This window comes from Homoserinimonas sedimenticola (assembly GCF_026094475.1).
GTDB classification, from domain to species: Bacteria; Actinomycetota; Actinomycetes; order Actinomycetales; family Microbacteriaceae; genus Homoserinimonas; species Homoserinimonas sedimenticola.
On sequence record NZ_JAPELL010000002.1, the window covers coordinates 357,448 to 375,222 of the forward strand.

General features: G+C 68.5%; 11 protein-coding genes. 10 read left to right on the top strand and 1 reads right to left on the bottom strand.

All coding sequences use genetic code 11. The features are described 5' to 3' along the window. The first annotated feature begins 68 nt into the window (after positions 1–68). Positions 69–782 (top strand): IclR family transcriptional regulator domain-containing protein, encoded by a 714-nt coding sequence (locus tag OH146_RS12945; protein WP_372508510.1) that lies wholly within the window; start codon positions 69–71, stop codon positions 780–782. Between the two features lie 2 nt (positions 783–784). On the opposite strand, the gene OH146_RS12950 is transcribed toward OH146_RS12945, so the two are convergent. After that, positions 785–1,846, bottom strand: a complete 1,062-nt coding sequence (locus OH146_RS12950; RefSeq protein ID WP_265161441.1) for a hypothetical protein — start codon at positions 1,844–1,846, stop codon at positions 785–787. A 94-nt stretch (positions 1,847–1,940) separates the two neighbouring features. Between OH146_RS12950 and OH146_RS12955 the strand changes: the two genes are divergently transcribed. The 9 genes from OH146_RS12955 (at position 1,941) to OH146_RS12995 (ending at position 17,769) form a co-directional block, all read left to right on the top strand. Continuing rightward, the gene (locus OH146_RS12955) at positions 1,941–2,909 is read left to right on the top strand and encodes an aldo/keto reductase (protein WP_265161443.1); all 969 of its coding nucleotides are present in this window, start codon (positions 1,941–1,943) and stop codon (positions 2,907–2,909) included. A gap of 41 nt (positions 2,910–2,950) precedes the next feature. Continuing rightward, positions 2,951–3,520, top strand: a complete 570-nt coding sequence (locus tag OH146_RS12960) for an FHA domain-containing protein (protein WP_265161445.1) — start codon at positions 2,951–2,953, stop codon at positions 3,518–3,520. Continuing rightward, complete coding sequence (locus tag OH146_RS12965) at positions 3,517–4,407, top strand: PP2C family protein-serine/threonine phosphatase (RefSeq protein ID WP_265161447.1); 891 nt, start codon at positions 3,517–3,519, stop codon at positions 4,405–4,407. Before OH146_RS12960 ends, OH146_RS12965 begins: the two co-directional genes overlap by 4 nt. Before the next feature lie 176 nt (positions 4,408–4,583). Next, a complete protein-coding gene (locus OH146_RS12970; RefSeq protein WP_265161448.1) occupies positions 4,584–5,996 on the top strand; it encodes a serine/threonine-protein kinase in 1,413 nt (470 codons plus the stop codon). Between the two features lie 37 nt (positions 5,997–6,033). Beyond that, positions 6,034–11,874 carry an Ig-like domain-containing protein gene (locus tag OH146_RS12975; RefSeq protein ID WP_265161450.1) on the top strand — a complete coding sequence of 1,947 codons (5,841 nt, stop codon included), beginning with the start codon at positions 6,034–6,036 and terminating at the stop codon, positions 11,872–11,874. Positions 11,875–11,911: 37 nt separating this feature from the next. After that, entirely contained in the window at positions 11,912–12,883 is a 972-nt protein-coding gene (locus tag OH146_RS12980) for an AAA family ATPase (protein WP_265161452.1), read from the top strand. After that, entirely contained in the window at positions 12,880–14,355 is a 1,476-nt protein-coding gene (locus OH146_RS12985) for a DUF58 domain-containing protein (protein WP_265161454.1), read from the top strand. Before OH146_RS12980 ends, OH146_RS12985 begins: the two co-directional genes overlap by 4 nt. Positions 14,356–14,362: 7 nt before the next feature. Continuing rightward, positions 14,363–16,681 (top strand): transglutaminase domain-containing protein, encoded by a 2,319-nt coding sequence (locus OH146_RS12990; protein ID WP_265161455.1) that lies wholly within the window; start codon positions 14,363–14,365, stop codon positions 16,679–16,681. Then, on the top strand, positions 16,678–17,769 hold the full coding sequence (locus OH146_RS12995) for an FHA domain-containing protein (protein WP_265161457.1): 1,092 nt from the start codon (positions 16,678–16,680) through the stop codon (positions 17,767–17,769). Before OH146_RS12990 ends, OH146_RS12995 begins: the two co-directional genes overlap by 4 nt. The last annotated feature ends 6 nt before the right edge of the window (positions 17,770–17,775 follow it).

A 17,775-nucleotide genomic window follows, 5' to 3' on the forward strand; every position in this document is an offset into this window, starting at 1 on the left:
CCGTCGGCGTGCAGTCGCTCGTGCGCGGCCTCGCGGTGATCCGCGCCTTCGACGCCGAGCATCCGGAGATGAGCTTGAGCGAGGTCGCGCGGCGGACAGGGCTCACCCGCGCGACCGCCCGCCGCTTTCTCCTCACGCTCTGCGAACTCGGCTACGTTCGCACGGACGGCAAGGTCTTCGCCCTCACGGTGCGCGTGCTCGATCTCGGGTACAGCTACCTTTCGGGGCTGAGGCTGCAGGATCTCGCGATGCAGCATCTCGAGCGCCTCGCCGCCACTGTGCAGGAGACGACATCCGTATCGGTGCTCGACGGAACCGACATCGTCTATGTCGCTCGCGTGCCCACCAAGCGCATCATGAGCATCGGCATCACGATCGGGACGCGCTTTCCCGCGCACGCGACCTCCATGGGGCGCGTGCTACTCGCGGCGCTGCCGCCCGAGGAGGTGGCCACGCGCTACGCCTCGGTGCCGCTGGAACGCCGCACGAGCCGCACGATCGCGGCCCTCGCGGACCTGCTTGCCGAGCTCGAACGGGTGCGTGCGCAGGGCTGGTCGCTGACCGATCAGGAGCTGGAACACGGCCTGCGCTCCATGGCGATGCCGATCGCGGATGCTCAGGGGCGCGTCCTCGCCGCCGTCAACGTCTCCTCCCATGTGAGTACGCGGGACGCGGCATCCTTCAGGGCACTTGTCGCGGAGCCTCTCGCGGATGCCGTGCGCGGTATTGAGTCCGAACTCGCGCGCACGAGCGCCGTCTCGCGGCTCATGGCCTCCCACTGAACTCAGCCGGGCGCTACTTCCCCCTCGATCTCGCCGCCGATGTTGAGTCCGCGATAGAGCTGAGCGGCGGTCTCGTTGACCGTTTCGAGTTCGGCGGTGAGGGCGTCGTACTGATCCACGCGCGCCGTGATGGAGGCGTAGAGGGCATCGAGTTCCTGTCCGCGCGCCACGAGCCTGGCGCGCGCGAGGGTGAATCCCTGCTCGGTGTAGAAACCGCTCTCGGCGCGCTCGTTGAACTCCTCGATGTCGCTGTTGAGCTCGTCATAGCCGGCCGTGTAGCTCGCATAGTCGGCTTCCACGGAGGCTTTGAGCGCTTCGAGTTGCGACACGATGGCATCCGCCTGTTCCTGCAGTTCGACGAAGACAGCGTAGGAGGAGGCGTGCAGATTCGTCACGATCGCGCGGTCGACGAAGTACTGGGAGTAGTACTCCTCGAGCTCGGCCGAGAGATTTGCGACCTCAGTACCGATGATCGAGTGCAGTTCGTTGGCACGCTGCCCCGGGGAATGCCGGGCATAGAAGTCCATGCGCTTGGCGAACTCGGGGTCATCGACGAGTACCTCGAACTCGGCTTCGAGCAGCGTCGTGAGCCGCTCGCGTTCGCCGTCCCCCATCCGATCCCATGCGGCGTGGAGCATCTCGTGCGCCGCGACGACCTCCTCTGCGCCATCGAGGCGGGGGTCAGTCACGTCGAAGAGGTGGATGGTCTTGTCGGAGTGCACGTAGCATCCGAGCACGCCGAACTCCTGCTCGTTGTGGTCGATGGGGCACTGATCGGTGAAGGCATCACCGCTGCTCACGACCGGCTGGCTGGCGTAGTAGAGGAAGCGGCCGTGGTCGCTCAGCTGCAGGCGTTCGACGTGGGCGGCGATGACGGCGTCGGGCTCGTACTGCCACACGGTCACCTGGTCGATGATGGGCTGAGGGTTGCGGGCCACCCAGATGCCGGCGGCGGCGAGCACGCCCACGATGATGAGACCCGCGATGGTCGAGAGGATGCCGCTGCGCCGACGCCGCCTCGGTCGCCTGGGCAGGGCGGCGCGGTCGTCGTCGAGGTACTCCACCCGCTGTCTCCCTGCTGTGCCTGGCATGAGAATACCAGCCGGACCTGTGCGGTCCGGGCGGTGACGCGCTCGTCACACGCGGCAGGATTGGGGCATGAGCATCGAGTATCGAAACCTGGGAGATTCCGGTCTTCGCGTGAGCACGATCGGCCTCGGCTGCAACAACTTCGGGCGACCAGGCACGGCAACGGAGGGGCAGGAGGGAACGACCGCGGTGATCCACGCGGCCCTCGATGCGGGCGTCACCCTCTTCGACACGGCGGACGTCTACGGCTATGCCTTCGGGCGCAGCGAAACGATGATGGGCGCGGCGCTCGAGGGGCGCCGCGACGAGATCGTGCTGGCGACGAAGTTCGGGCACGCGGACTTCGACTCGCCGATTGCGAGCGGGGGAGCAAAAGCATCACGACGCTATGTGCGTCTCGCTGTCGAGGGGTCGCTGCGGAGGCTCCGCACCGACTGGATCGACCTCTATCAGCTGCACACTCCCGACCCCTTCACCCCCATCGAGGAGACGCTCGACGTGCTCGACGACCTCGTTCGCGAGGGAAAGGTGCGCTACATCGGTCACTCGAATCTCGCTGGCTGGCAGATCGTGGAGGCGGAGTTCTCAGCGCGGATCGCGGGGCATCCGCGGTTCATCTCTGCGCAGAACGAATACAGCCTGCTCGCGCGCGACGTCGAGCGGGAGGTCCTTCCCGCCGTCCGCGCCTTCGGCCTCGGCTTCCTTCCCTACTTCCCGCTGCACAACGGCCTCTTCACGGGCAAGTTCTCGCGCGCGGGCGGCCCCTCCGACTCGCGCATCATGAGGCAGCGCCCGCACATTCTCGAGAACGCACCGTGGGACATCGTCGAGGAATACGAGCGGATGCTCGAGAGCTGGGGCGTCTCGATGCTGGAGGGCACCTTCGGCTGGTTGCTGGCCCAGCCCGCTCTGACGAGCGTTATCGCCGGCGCGACGACTCCCGAGCAGGTGCGTCAGAACGCGGCGGCGGCGGCCGCGTGGACGCCCTCTCCCGAGCAGGTCGACGCCATCTCCCGGCTCTTCAGCACGTCGTCGTGAGGCGGCTGTCTGGGTCCTCCGCGAAGGAATAGGCTTTAGGTGTGGAGCAGGACACTGAGGAGACGGTTATCCGGCCGCCGCGTCGCGCTGCCGTCGACTCCCATGTCGACTCCGCCGATACGATCCTCCTGACGCGAATGCGTACGGGGGCGACGTCCCCAAGTCGTCCGTCGTCACCCGCCGTGAGCGAGCCACCTGCCGTCGCCGTTGCGCCGGCACCAGCCCCGCTCCACTATCGTTTCGCCGTCAACAGTCACACTCCCATTGACCTTGATCGTCCCGCCCACATCGGCCGCCGACCGAGCCTGCCGCGCGTGCCGCAACGGGTCCGGCCCCGCCTCGTGCGGGTGCCGTCGCCGCTTCAGGAGGTCTCCGCCACGCACCTCGAGGTGCGACAGGAGGGGGCATCCGTCGTCGTCACCGACCTGCGCTCGACCAACGGCACGATCGTTGCCGTCCCCGGGTCGAGGCCGCGCGCCCTACGGCCGGGGGAATCGCTCGTCGTGACGCCCGGGACTGTCATCGATATCGGCGACGGCAACCGTGTCGAGATCCTTCCGCTGCGGCGGGGGGCGGGGGAGAGTACCCCCAGTGAAGGAGCAGCTCTGTGACCGAGATCGGCCGAAACACCTCGCACCATCGTCTCGAGCTGCCCGACGGCGGTGAGGTCGAGCTGGCCTGGGGGGTCGCGACCCACACGGGGCACCGCCGGCGTCACAACGAGGACAGCTTCGTCGCATCTCCGCCCCTCTTCGCGGTTGCCGACGGTATGGGCGGCCACTCGGCAGGCGATCTTGCGAGCGCCGCCGTCGTGCGGCGACTTGCGGAGGCTACAGCGGACATCGTCGGCGCGCCGAGCGAGATTGGCGCCGCCCTCCACCTCGCAACGCAGGACATCGCCGAGGTGAGCGACGAGGCGAGCCTCGGGGTGGGCACGACCGTGACGGGCGCGATGTTGACGATCGAGGAGGGGGAGGCCTCGTGGCTCGTCTTCAACGTCGGGGACTCGCGCGTGTACGTCGTTGACGCGGGGGTGCTCGCGCAGGTAACCGTCGACCACTCCGTCGTGCAGGAGATGGTGGATGCCGGCATGATCTCGGCGAGCGAAGCCGAGGCGCATCCCGACAGCAACATCATCACGAGAGCCGTCGGGTTCAATGCCGACCCGGTTCCCGACTTCTGGCATATTCCACTGCGCACCGGGATGCGCCTCCTGCTCTGCTCGGACGGTCTCACGAAAGAGGTCGACCTGGAGACGATCGAGGGTGTACTCACGGCGGGTTCCGCCGCTGCCGTCGTCGTGGACGAGCTCGTGGAGCGAGCCCTTCAAGCAGGCGGCCGAGACAACGTGACCGCGGTTGTTGTCGACGTGCTTTCGGCGCCGGGAGGCGACGGGGAGGCGACCGGGCCGCGCGGGGACGACGACGCCGCCGACGAGGAGGACACGCTTCCGCCGACGGGGGAGCTTCCCGCCCCGGGGAGCGACCGCGAGGAGTAAACCCGAGTACTGCCCCCCGAACGGGGGTGGAAAAGTCGTCCTCATCGGGGATAAAGCGGGTAGTACTCGCAGGGTGCTGACCTAGAATGTAACCTCGCCGAGGACCCTGCGGAGCTCGGTAGTGTCCGTCTGGTCAGGGAATGCTTCCGACCCATATCCGCCAAGGGGGTGGCTGAATGGCGCGACGCCTGCCGTCTCAACCCCCTGTCTTGCCGGGCTTCAGCCACGTGCACATCCTCGGCTCGGGGGGCTTCGCCGACGTCTTCCTCTACGAGCAGAACATGCCCAGACGCCAGGTGGCGGTCAAGGTGCTGCTCAGCGAGGTCGTCAACGACCACGTGCGCCAGATGTTCCAGGCCGAGGCGAATCTCATGGCACAGCTGAGCTCGCATCCGTCGATCCTCACCGTGTACCAGGCGAGCGTCTCATCCGACGGGCGGCCCTACCTCGTCATGGAGATGTGTTCCTCAGCGCTGAGCGAGCGCTACCGGCGAGAGCCGCTGCCGGTCGCCGAGGTGTTGCGCATCGCCGTCAAGATCGGCAGCGCCGTAGAGACGGCCCACCGGGCGGGCGTTCTCCATCGTGACATCAAGCCCTCCAACATCCTGCTCACGGCCTATGGGCACCCCGTGCTCTCCGACTTCGGCATCGCGGCCACACTCGTGACTGCCGACGCCGAGGAGGCGGTCGGCATGTCGATACCGTGGTCGGCGCCCGAGGTGCTCCTGGGCGAGAACTCGGGTTCCGTCGCCGCCGAGGTGTGGTCTTTCGCCGCGACCGTATATTCGCTCCTGGCGGGGCGATCGCCCTTCGAGGTGCCCGGCAAGTCCAACAAGAGCGCTGACCTCATCGCGCGCATTGGACGGGGCCGCCCGCAGCCGATCGACAGGGCCGATGTCCCTCACTCGCTCGAGACGGCGCTCGCGCGCGCAATGTCGCGCAACCCCGAGCATCGCCCCCGCACGATCCTCGAGCTCGTGCACGAGCTGCAGGCGATCGAGTCGGAGCTGGGCCTCGCACAGACGCCCATCGAGGTGGCGATGGATGACTGGGCGCTCGGCACCGTCTCCGACCTGGAGGATCGCACGCGAGTGCGGGCACTCAACTCCGATGCCTCGACCTCTACGGGGCGTCCGCGACGTCGGCGTCGGCGGCGAGCGGCCACTGCCCCCGAGAGCGTTGTGCTTGAGAACGCTCAGCCGAGCCGCAGTGGCTCGATCACGCAGCCCGCATCCCGCAGTGCGACGGCTCTCACCTGGACCCTCGTCGTGACGGCCGTGCTCGTGCTGGCCCTCGCGGCGACGGCTGTCTATGTTCTCCTGCGCAACAACTCCTCGATCCCGGTCGTCACCGACATTGAGGCGCGCGAGCGTGCCGGCGACGTCGTCTTCACATGGCCGGACCCCGGCCTGCGCGAGGGTGACTCCTATCAGATAGAGACCTCCGACGGTGCGAGGAGCATGCAGACGAACCCCGCGTTTGTCGTGGCGGGCGACGTCGGCGAGGAGGTGTGTATCACCGTGACCGTGAACCGTTCGGGTACGACGGGTTCGCCGAGCAACCAGAAGTGCGCGACCGTCGGCCAATGATGCTTGATGTCCGCACCGTGGCAGAGGGACGCGGCCAATGCTGAGGGCCTGGGTCTCACGACACGTCTCGGCTGTCATCACGACGACGAGCATCCTTCTCATCGCACTGCTCGTCGCGATCGTGGCGTTCGTCTCCCAGGGCTACACGGCGCAGCGCCTTGACCTTGGCGACGGCTCCGTCTGGGTCGCCAACGGGCAGCAACAGGTGATCGGGCGTGCGAACACTGAGATCAACCTTCTGAACACGGTCGTGGAGAGCTCGGGAAGCGAACTCGAGGTGGTCCAGGAGGGCGGCACGGTGCTCCTCGTGGACCGCGCCAACACGCGCCTCGACATCGTCGACCCCGCGACATCCGAGGTCGTCGACAGCGTCGCGCTGCCGACTGAGGCGCCTCGGGTCGTGCTCTCCGGCAATTCGGCGATCGTGCGAGCGGAGGAGACGGGCGAGGTATGGATCGTTCCCCGCTCTGAGCTCGGCTCCTTCGATGCGGCGACCGAGCCTATCCTCAGCCTCGGCTCGAACGCTGCGGTCACGGTCGCCCCGGACGGAACCCTGCACGCCTTCTCTCCTGACACCTCCCAGCTCTACCGCGTGGACCTGAGTCGAGGCGCCGGGGCCGTGACGTCCGCCGCGGAGAGCCGCGTCATCGACTTTTCGGGAGAGGGGCAGGATGTCGCGATCACGGCTGTGGGGGAGCGCGCCGTCATCTTTGACTACTCCTCGCGCAGCCTCTGGCTCGACGGAACCGTCGTCGATCTTTCAGACGAGCTGAGCCCGGGGGAGCGGCCGCTGCTGCAGCATCCGGGTGACGCGGCCGACTCCGTGCTTCTGGCGTGGGAGGGCGGTCTCTTCGAGATCGGTTTCGGCGGCGAGGTGAGCGTCCTCGTTGAGGAGCGTTCCGCCACGGCCGCCGCCCCCATCGTCGTCGACGGATGCGCATTCGCGGCCTGGGCCGACGGTCTCGCGTGGCGTGACTGCGAGGGCGCTGCGCCCGTCGAGCTGGAGCTGGCGGGTTCGGATGCCGCGGCCGCCCGTCTGGACTTCGCCCTCAACGAGGACCGGCTCCTGCTCAACGACCCCAGCTCCGGACGCTCCTGGGCGGTCCAGGGTGACGGCGCGCTCATCAACAACTGGAGCGAGCTCATCACGGTCGAGGAGAACCAGGAGCAGGTCGAACAGAACGATACGGACACCCCGCCCGAGTTCGAGAAGACCCAGGTCCCTCCCGTCGCGGTCGACGACGTCTTCGGTGCCCGGCCGGGGCGCGCGACCGTCCTGCCCGTGCTCCTCAACGACTACGACGCCAACGGCGACGTCCTCGTCGTCTCGGAGGTCGGCGAGATCGACGAGACGCAGGGCCGACTCGATCTTGTGCGCGACCGGCAACAGGTGCAGATCACCCTGAGCGACACGGCGTCGGGCGTCATCACCTTCCCCTACACGATCACTGACGGTCGCGGCGGTTCGGCCTCGGCGACCGTCACGGTCGAGGTGCGCTCCCCTCAGGAGAATGGGGCCCCCGTGCAGGTGCGGCAGTCGCGCAGCAGCGTCGCACAGGGCGGGCGCCTCACCGCGAACGTCCTCGGTGACTGGGTCGATCCGGACGGGGACCCCTTCTACCTCGTCGGTGCCTCGACCGCCGACCCGGACGTGGTCAGCTTCAAGCCAGAGGGGGCCGTCGTCTTCCAGGAGGGCGGGGCAGCAGCAAGCCTCCGAACGGTTGCGCTCGCGGTGACGGATGGGGTCGCCCGGGGTTCGGGCTCACTCGCCATCACGGTCAGCGCGCCGGGCGAGGTGCCGATCATCGCCGACCCCTTTGCCGTGCGGGCCTACGCGGGCGGCGAGGTGCGGGTCGCGCCCCTCGAGCATGTGCGCGGCGGAACAGGCACCGTGCGCCTGAGCGCCGTGCCCTCGCGCACGGGGGCCACCATCACGACCAACCTGGACAGCGGCACATTCCGCTTCTCGAGCGAGCAGGTGCGCACCTTCTACGTCGAGTACGTCGTGACTGACGGCAGCCAGACGGTGACGGGCATCGTGCGCATCGACGTGGAAGCGCCGCCCGACGCAAACTCTCCTCCCATCACGATCCCCAAGACCATCTTCATCAAGACGCTCAGCGATGAGACGATCGACGTCGCCTCGATCGACATCGATCCTGCGGGCGGCGTGCTCATGGTGACATCCGTCTCGACCGAGCAGGCCATGGGCGTGCGAGCGGAGATCCTCGAGCAGAGGTCGATCCGGCTGACCCTGGAGGCGCCGCTCGACAGCGGGCCGGTGACCGTGTCGTACCGCATCACGAATGGGCTCGCGTCGGCCGACGGCGCCATCACGGTCATCGAGATCCCGCCCGCGCAGCTGCAGGCGCCCGTCGCAAGCCCCGACAGCGTCACCGTGCGCGTCGGCGACACGATCGACATTCCCGTGCTCGCCAACGACCTGCATCCCGACGGCGAGGCACTGACGCTCAACCCGCAGCTCGTGGAAGGGGCCGAGGGTTCCGGCCTCCTCTTCGCCTCAGGCGATCGCCTGCGCTACCTCGCCCCCGAGCAGACGGGTGACTTCACGGCGGTCTACGAGATCGCGGGGCCCGACGGGCAGACCTCTCAGGCCGAGGTGCGCATTGCTGTGCGGGAGGTCGTCGAAGCCACCAACGGTGCCCCGACGCCTACGACCGTGACGGCGCGCGTCATCGCGGGAGGCACCGTGAGCATCCGTATCCCCCTCACGGGAATTGACCCGGACGGCGACTCGGTGCAGCTTCTCGGGCAGGAGAGCGCGCCCGAGAAGGGGGCCGTGACGGAGGTCGGCACGGACTTCATCGAGTATGAGGCGGGCCAGTACTCGGCGGGAACCGACACCTTCACCTACACCGTCATGGACAGCCTCGGTGCTCGCGCGACGGGAACGGTGCGCATCGGCATCAGCCCGCCCCTTCAGGAGGCACGCAACCCCGTCGCTACGGCGGATGAGGTGACGACGAAGCCCGGCGGCACCATCTCGGTGCAGGTGCTCGCCAACGACATCGACCCGGACGGCGGCACGCTCAGCGTCATTGACGTCGAGCCGAACACGAGCGATGTCGAGGCGGAGATCGAGGGCGAGGTCGTGGTCGTCGTCGTGCCGGAGGAGCCGGGCCAGTACGGCCTCATCTACACGATCGAGAACGACTTCGGCGGAACCAGCTCCAACTTCATCACGGTGACGGTCGACGCGGAGGCGCCCTACGCACATCCGCTTGCGAACGACACCGTCCTCACCCTCTCGGACATCCTCGACCGGGAGACGGTGACGGTCGACGTGCTGCAGAACGTCTTCTTCGCCGACGGGCCCGTCGACACCCTGACGGTCGAGCTCCTCGACCGTTTCAGCGACAACGCCCAGGTGGACGCTGACGGCACCGTGACCGTCACGATCGTGGAGCGGCGGCAGATCATCCCCTTCGCTGTCATCCACCCCGCCGACCCCGATGTGGTCTCCTACGCGTTCATCCGCGTGCCGGGGCTCGACGACGCCCTACCGCAGCTCGATCGCCGCGCCGCGCCTCTCGTCGTCGCGAGCGAGTCGCGTCTCGTGATCGACATCAACGACCACGTCATCGCCGTCGGCGGCCAGAAGGTTCGCCTCACCGACCGCACGACGGTGCGTGCCACGAACGCCAATGGCGACCCGCTCGTGATCGACGACGACACGCTTGTCTTCACTTCGGCCGACAAATATTTTGGCCCGGCATCCATCTCCTTCGAGGTGACAGACGGCGTGACAGCGGATGCACCGGGCGCCCGCACCGCAACCCTCGTGCTCCCCATCCGTGTCACCCCGCGGGAGAACCAGCCCCCCGTGTTCGCGGGCGGAACGATCGAGTTCGAGCCGGCCGAGGAGAAGCCGCTCGACCTTCTCAAGCTGACGAACTATCCCTATCCCGACGACGTCGAGGAGCTCACCTACCGCGTGCTGGAACCCCTCCCGCGCGACTTCAGTTACACGCTGACGGGGAGCACGCTCACGCTGCGGGCCGCCGCAAACGCCATCAAGGGTTCCGAAACTGCGATCACGCTGGGGGTCCGCGACGACGTGAGCGACGGGCAGGCGGGCACGATCACTCTGCGGGTCGTCGCCTCGAGTAGGCCCCTCGCCCGGCCTGCACCCGACACGGCGATCACCCCGAGGGGCGAGACGACGACGATCGACGTGCTCGCGAACGACAACGCTGCGAACCCGTTCCCCGGCCAGCCGCTCACGGTAGTCGGCATCCGGGGCATCGACGGGGGCGCCCTGCCACCGGGGGTGACGGTCGTGCCGAGCGCCGACCGTAGCAGGCTCACCGTCAGCGTCGCCTCCAACGCTCAGGCCGCAGACACCCAGTTGCAGTACCAGGTGGCGGATGCGACGCGGGATCCGAGCAGATACACCTGGGGAACCGTGACCATTTCCGTGCAGGACGTGCCTGATGCTCCCGTCGCGCCCTCCCGGGTCGGCGGACACAGCAACGGCGCGGTGACCCTGCGCATCACTCCGCCCGCCGCCAACAACTCGCCCATCACCTCCTACGAGATCGTGAGCAGCAGCAATGGCGGCTACCGCAAGAACTGCGGCCTCGAGCAGCTGTGCACCCTCGACGATCTCGCGGTGGGGGCATCCTACGAATTTCAGGTCATCGCGACGAATGCTCTCGGTTCCTCAGCGCCAAGCCCCTCGAGCGTGCCGCTTCGGGTCGACTACCTTCCGGCGGCGCCGACAGGCGTGACCGCGAGGGCGACGGGCGGGGCCGAGGGTGAGCTCACGGTGACATGGTCTGCGGTTCCTGACCCCGTGCCGGGCACCCCGGTGACCGGGTACACAGTGCGGATCGCCGGCCCCGGTGTCGGTCAGGCCGACATCGCGACGACCGCTACGAGCCTCACGACGACGGCGGGCGGTCTCATCCAACCAGGCCAGGTGTATCAGGTCGTCGTTTTCGCGCGGAACTCGGCGCAGGCGACCGCTGAGGAGTGGAACCGTTCGGCCCCCGTCTCGGTCACCGCCGTCGGCCGGCCGCTCCCCGTCGCCGTGAGCGCCGCCGTGACAGGCAATGAGGGCGACATCCGCGTCACGTGGACGGGGGGAGGCTGGAACGGCGCAGGCACGGGAAGCTACCACGTCGCCCGCTTCCGCGGCGAGACCCCGCCCTCCACCTGCACGAGCGGCAACTACCCCAACAGAGTCGCCGGCCCGGTGGCGAGCGGCTGGGTCGACACGAGCGCACAGGACGGGGTTGCCTACGTCTATGCCGTGTACTCCGACAACGGCATGTTCTGCACTGTGAGCGTCTCGAGTCCCGTCGAAAGCATGCGGGCGCCGGGCCAGGCGAGCGCGAGCCTGCGAGTCGAACACCAGGGCGGCGGCTACTACGACGTGCGCGTGACCTCGCTCTCTGTCTCGCAGGGCACGGCCGCGCGCTACGAGGTATCCCTGGGCGGCAGCGGCACATGGAGTCCCGTCGTCCGAGGGCAGTTCGTGACCTCAGCCACGAGCTCCACACGCTATGGCGAGCCCGTCACGGTGCAGGTAAGGGCCTGCCGCAACGCCGGCACGGACCTCTGCGGACCGCCATCCGAAGTGCTCCAGGCGACCCCCATCGCGACGCGAGCGAGCGTGCTGAGCTGCGCCGAGGGTGAGGAGTTCACCCCTATCGCACCGCCGAACACGGGCGCCGTCGGCAGTGTGACCTACGAGGTGCTGTTCCGTGCCGCCACGGGGAACTGGCCGCCGGATGTGTTCTGGCAGCAGTGGAGTCCCGGCATGACGGTACCCGCCGGATCCACGGCCCTCCGCATCAAGGCGACTGTCGACAGCTACGAGGACCCAGAATATGGGGAGACCCAGTGCGAATGAGGATGCAGCGATGGACGGCACGACGAGAGGCGACAGCATGACAATGGCACCGGAACAAGCGGCATGGTTCTCCGACATCTTCGGTCGCCTCGTCGCCAACGTCGAGCAGGTGCTGCTGGGGAAGACCTTCGTCATCAAGCTCTCCTTCACAGCGCTTCTGAGCGAAGGGCACCTCCTGCTCGAGGACTACCCGGGCACGGGCAAGACCTCCCTCGCGCGCGCGATCGCGCAGAGCGTGCAGGGGACGAGCAATCGCGTGCAGTTCACCCCCGACCTCCTCCCGGGAGACATCACGGGCGTGAGCATCTACGACCAGCGCTCCGGCGACTTCGAGTTCCACCGCGGCCCCATATTCGCCAACATCGTGCTTGCCGACGAGATCAACCGCGCGAGCCCCAAGACCCAGGCGGCGCTCCTCGAGGTCATGGAGGAGGGCCGGGTGACGGTCGACGGTGTCACGCATCCCGTCGGTGCCCCCTTCATGGTCATCGCGACCCAGAACCCTGTCGAGCAGGCTGGCACCTATCGTCTACCCGAGGCACAGCTTGACCGCTTCCTCATGAAGACGTCGATCGGCTACCCCGACCACGCGTCGACCGTCCGCATCCTCGAGGGTGCGGGGGTGCGCGCCCACGACACGGTCGTGCCCTCCATCGTCCCCGCCGAGACCGTCGTCGAGATGGCGGCTCTCGCGCGCACCGTGCATGTCGACCCCTCGGTCAACGACTACGTCTCCAGGATCGTCGAGGCGACGCGCTCCTCCGAGGAGGTGCGATTGGGGGCGAGCGTGCGCGGCGCCCTCGCCCTCATCCGTGCTGCCAAGACGCTCGCGGCGGCAGGGGCGCGCCACTACGTGATTCCCGACGACATCAAGGCGCTCGCCGAGCCCGTCCTCGCCCACCGTCTCGTGCTCGACCCCGAAGCCGAGTTCGACGGCGTGACCGCCTCGAGCATCATGAGTCAGATCCTCATGGAGGTCTCGCCACCCAGCGACAGGCAGGCGGTGTGAGCCGGGATCGTCTCGCGCGCGGCGAGCGCACTCCGTCCGCAACGACACCGGGGACTGCGCGCGTCTCCTCGAGGACGGCCCTCACAGGCACGGGGCGGAGCCGTTCGCGCGGCGCGACCCGGACCTCGTATCGCGGGGATCCGGGCACCACGACGAGCACCGTCAGCAACACCCGCAGCCGCATCGTCGGCAACCGTGACGGCATTCTCGCTGACCTGATCGTCACCGTCGTCCGCTCCGCCCGAGCCCTTGCCGGCGGATTGGCGACCGTCTCCGCTCGCGTCGGCTCCGTCGTCACCCCGCTCGGCTGGAGTATGGTCGGCGTCGTCGTCCTCTCCTTCTTCTTCGCCCATCTCGTCGGATGGCCCGAGCTCCTGGCTGCCGCGTACAGCTCGCTCGTGCTCGTGCTCGTCGCCATCATCTATCTCGTCGGGCGAAACGCCTTCACGATCGATCTCTCCCTGCCGCACAGCCGTGTCGTCGTGGGGGAGACGGCGAGCGCCCGCATCACGATCGACAACCCCAGCCGCCACAGAGTCTTCGGTGTCAAGGCCGAGGTCCCGGTGGGCACGGGCATCGCCGAGTTCGCTCTGCCGGGATTGACGGGAGGCAGCTCCTTCTCGCACGAGTTCGCCGTGCCGACCTCGCGCCGCGGGATGCTTCCCATCGGTCCCGTGCGCACGGTGCGTGCCGACCCCATCGGCCTCGTTCGCCGCGAGATCGCCTGGACCGACGTGCACGAGCTCTACGTGCATCCGCGCACGACCGCGATCCCCAGCACGAGCACGGGCCTCATTCGCGACCTGGAGGGAAACCCGACGAGGGACATCACGAGCAGCGATGTCTCCTTCCACGCGCTACGCGAGTATGCGCCGGGAGACGAGCGCCGCTACATCCACTGGAAGAGCACCGCCAAGACGGGCACCTATATGGTTCGACAGTTCGAGGAGACCCGGCGTAGTCACCTCGTGATCTCGCTGAGTCTCGCGGCGTCGGACTACGCGAGTGACGAGGAGTTCGAGATGGCGGTCAGCGTAGCGGGGTCGCTCGGCATCCGCGCCATCCGCGACGTGCGCAACATCTCGGTCGTCGTCGGTGCCTCCACCCCCGAGTTCGCCCGTCACCGCGTCTTCGCCGTGCGCGCGCTCAGCACGCTCAATCCGGGGCGCCTGCTCGACGACCTGGCTCTCGTGGAGCGGGATGCCGCATCCCTTCCTCTCGGCGACATGGCCAGGGTCGTGGCGGACCAGGTGGCCGGCGTGTCTGTTGCCTTCCTCATCTGCGGCTCGACGCCGTCGCCCGGAGAGCTGCGGGCCGCCTCGACCCGCTTTCCGTCCGGCGTCGAGGTCGTCGCAATCGTGTGTGATCCGGAGACCGTGCCCGGACTCCGCCGCGTGCCGGGGCTCAGCGTCCTGACGATCGGCTACCTCGAGGACCTCACGCGGAGCCTCGCCCGCTCGGCGGCGGCCTGAGGCGCACATGAGAACGTTCGACCAGGGCTCTGGAGTCTTCACCCTCCTCTCGACGACCTTCTTCGTCGCGGCGACCGCCGTCGCGACGACGGCGTTCTGGCCGATCTATCAGACCGAACAGTTCATCCTCATGGCTGCCGCGACGATCGTCGTGGGCTGCGCCATCGCCATCGCGGGAGCGCGGTTCCGCTGGCCCGGGCCCGTCATGGTGGGGGTCACTGTCGCGACCTACCTCCTCCTCGGCGTGCCGCTCGCCATCCCGGACAGCGCGCTCTTCAGGGTCCTGCCCTCGGGTGAGGGCCTGCTGGAGCTGATCCGTGCGGCGGCGCTCGGCTGGCGGCAACTCCTCACGATCGCGCTGCCCGTGGGCAGCTACCAGTCGCTCCTCGTTCCCGCGTTCCTCATCATTCTCGTCACGGTCATCATCGGGCTGTCTCTTGCGCTGCGGATCGAGACGGGAGAGCTTGGCGTCCTCGCCCCGACACTCGTGCTCGTGCTCGGGCTCGCCTTCGGGCCCAGGGAGGCACCCACCGCCGTGCCTCTCGTGCTCGGCTTCCTTGCGGTCGTGCTCGGCTGGCTCAGCTGGCGTCGCTGGTATCGACGCCGGGAGAGCATCCGTGCCCTTGCGACGTCGCCTATGCCCGGCAGCGCTCGTCTTGAACGGCTGGGCGGGGTTCGCAGTGCCGCGGCCGCGATCGCCATCCTCCTCGTCGCTGTCGCGGTCGGGGGTCTGTCCGCGAACGCGGCGCCGCCCGAGCGCGAACGCGAAGTGCTGCGCGACATCGTCGACCAGCCCTTCGACCCCCGGGACTACTCGAGCCCGCTCAGCAGCTTCCGTCGCTACCAGCAGCCCTCCATCGCAGGCTCGGCCATGTTCACCGTCAGGGGACTTCCGGCGGGGGCTCGGCTCCGCCTGGCCACCCTTGACACCTACGACGGCGTCGTCTTCAGCGTCGGAAGCGACCTCGCGACGAGCGACTCCGGATCATTCACGAGGCTTCCCACCTCGATCGAGCGCGACCTTGCGGGCGAACGCGTCGAGCTCGAGGTGGAGATCTCCGGCTATGAGGGCATCTGGGTTCCCACGACAGGCCTGCTGAGCTCGATCTCCTTCTGGGGAACGGATGCAGCGGCTCTCACGGACAGCTTCTTCTTCAACGATGGGGGGCACTCGGGGGTGGTGCTCGAGGGGCTCGACGCGGGCGATCGCTACACTCTCGACGCGGTCATCCCCGCCGAGCCGAGCAGCGGCAGGATCGGCAGCCTGAGCCCCGGCGACGCCGCCGTGCCCCCTGCCGCGGTCGTTCCCGAGGAGCTGACGGTCGTGCTCGACACGTGGGTGCGGGGCGCCGAGACCGCCGGTGAGCGGCTCGAGGCGATGCTTTCGGCCCTCGCGGCTGAGGGGTACGTGAGCCACGGCATTCGAGACGACGAGCCGGTGAGCCGCTCGGGCCACGGAGCCGACCGAATCCAGGAGCTCCTCACGAGCCCCCGCATGATCGGCGACGAGGAGCAGTACTCCGTCACGGCCGCGCTCATGGCGCGCGCAATCGGCTTTCCCTCGCGAGTCGTCTTCGGCTTCGCGCCCGAGCCCTTAGGCGGCGAGGACGACACGACCGTCGTCCTCGGCTCCGATGTCTCGGCATGGATCGAGGTGGATACGGCTCAGTTCGGCTGGGTCGCGATCGACCCGACGCCGCCCGAGCGGGAGATTCCCGAGGAGGAGCCCGAGGATCCGACCGAGGTCGCTCGCCCCCAGAGCCCTGTACCGCCGCCCGCAGTTGAGCCAGACCCGAGCCGCGACCAGATTCCGCTCGATACAAGCCAGGAGGACGAGGAGCAGGACGACCCCTTCGTGGCGGCCCTGCTCGCAGCCCTCACGGTACTCGCCTGGATTGCCGCGGGCATCCTCGTCGTGCTTGCTCCCTTCCTCGCGATCGTCATCGCGAAGCTTCGCCGTCGCTATCTGCGGCAGCGCGCCGCATCTGCCGCGGCCCGGGTCAGCGGAGGCTGGCGGGAGTTCGAGGACATGACCGCGGACTACGGCTACAGCCCGCCGCCGTCACCGACGCGCAGCGAGGTCGCCGAGGCCGTGGGCGGGGTCCGCCCTCTCGTGCTTGCCGCAGTTGCTGACCGTGCCGTCTTCGCCCCCGAGCGGGTGGATGAGGATGAAGCGCGAGAGGTGTGGGTCGCGGTGCGGGAACTGGAGGAGGACATCTCGTCGAGCCGCACGCGCTGGCAGCGGGTGAAGGCGGCCGTCTCTCTGCGCTCCCTCGCTGGCTATAGTCTCAAGGAGTTGTTTTCCCGGGAGAGACGGCCCACATGACCTGCACGTATTGCGGAACCGCGCTGCCGCGCGGGGCGATCTTCTGCGGCGAGTGCGGCAGGCGCGTCGCCGCGGAAGCGGCGACCGGCGGCCCTTCCGCTCCCCTCGACCTGCCCGTGTCGCCGCCTCCCGCCCCTGAGCATGAGGGCACTCCCGCCCAGGCCCGCTCCTGGTCGCTTTCGGGGGAGGACGAGGGCGATGCTGCCCCCGAAGCTGAGGACGCCGCGGCGTTCAGGGGCTCGGGCGAGGCCGCCGTCGAAAGCGTCGCACCCACCGAGACAGCCGAGCAGCAAGACCTCGAGAGTTCCGCCGGGCAGAGCGCGGCGGAGGCGGCTCTCGAGGGCGTCCAGCGCAACCCGCTGGAGTGTGCCCAGTGCGGTTCGACTCTCGGTCCCGGCGACATCTTCTGCGGTGAGTGCGGTTCGGTCTCGAGATCCGTGAGCGCAGCATTCACCCGCAGCGTCCCTCAAATGCCGCCTCCTGCAGCGCCGAGTGATGACGGCGCCGGTGGAGAGGCTGGCGCTCCGGCTCCTCATGTCACACCGACGTCCGCGCCGGCCCCCGGGCCGGTCCCGCTGCCGACCATGCCGATCTTCGTGCAGTCCCCTCCTGGGGCGCCGCCGGTTCCGCTTCCCGTGGCGGACCACAGGCCGACTCCGCCCGCCCCGACGTCGAGCGCTGCGGACTCCGCAGCCGCCGAGGCGCCCGAAGCGGAGGACCTCGGCGACGTCGAGGAGACGCGCATTGTGCGCCGGGGCGGAGGCGAACGCTATGTTCTGCAGTTCAGCACAGGCGAGAGCGTCACGGTCTACGGCACTGGCCTGATCGGGAGGAATCCGCGGCCAGAGCCTGGGGAGTACTTCGATCAGCTCGTTCGCGTGCTCGACACCGGGCGTTCCGTCTCGAAGACCCACCTCGAGTTCGGCCAGGAGGACGGCTCCTTCTGGATCAAGGACCGCTTCTCCGGCAACGGCACAGTGCTGAAAGAGCCGGATGCTCCTCCGCGGCGCTGCGACGCCGACCGGCGGTGCCGTGTGGCCAGGGGTAGTCGGGTCGAGATCGGCGAACAGTTCTTCGTCGTGAGCTGACGACTC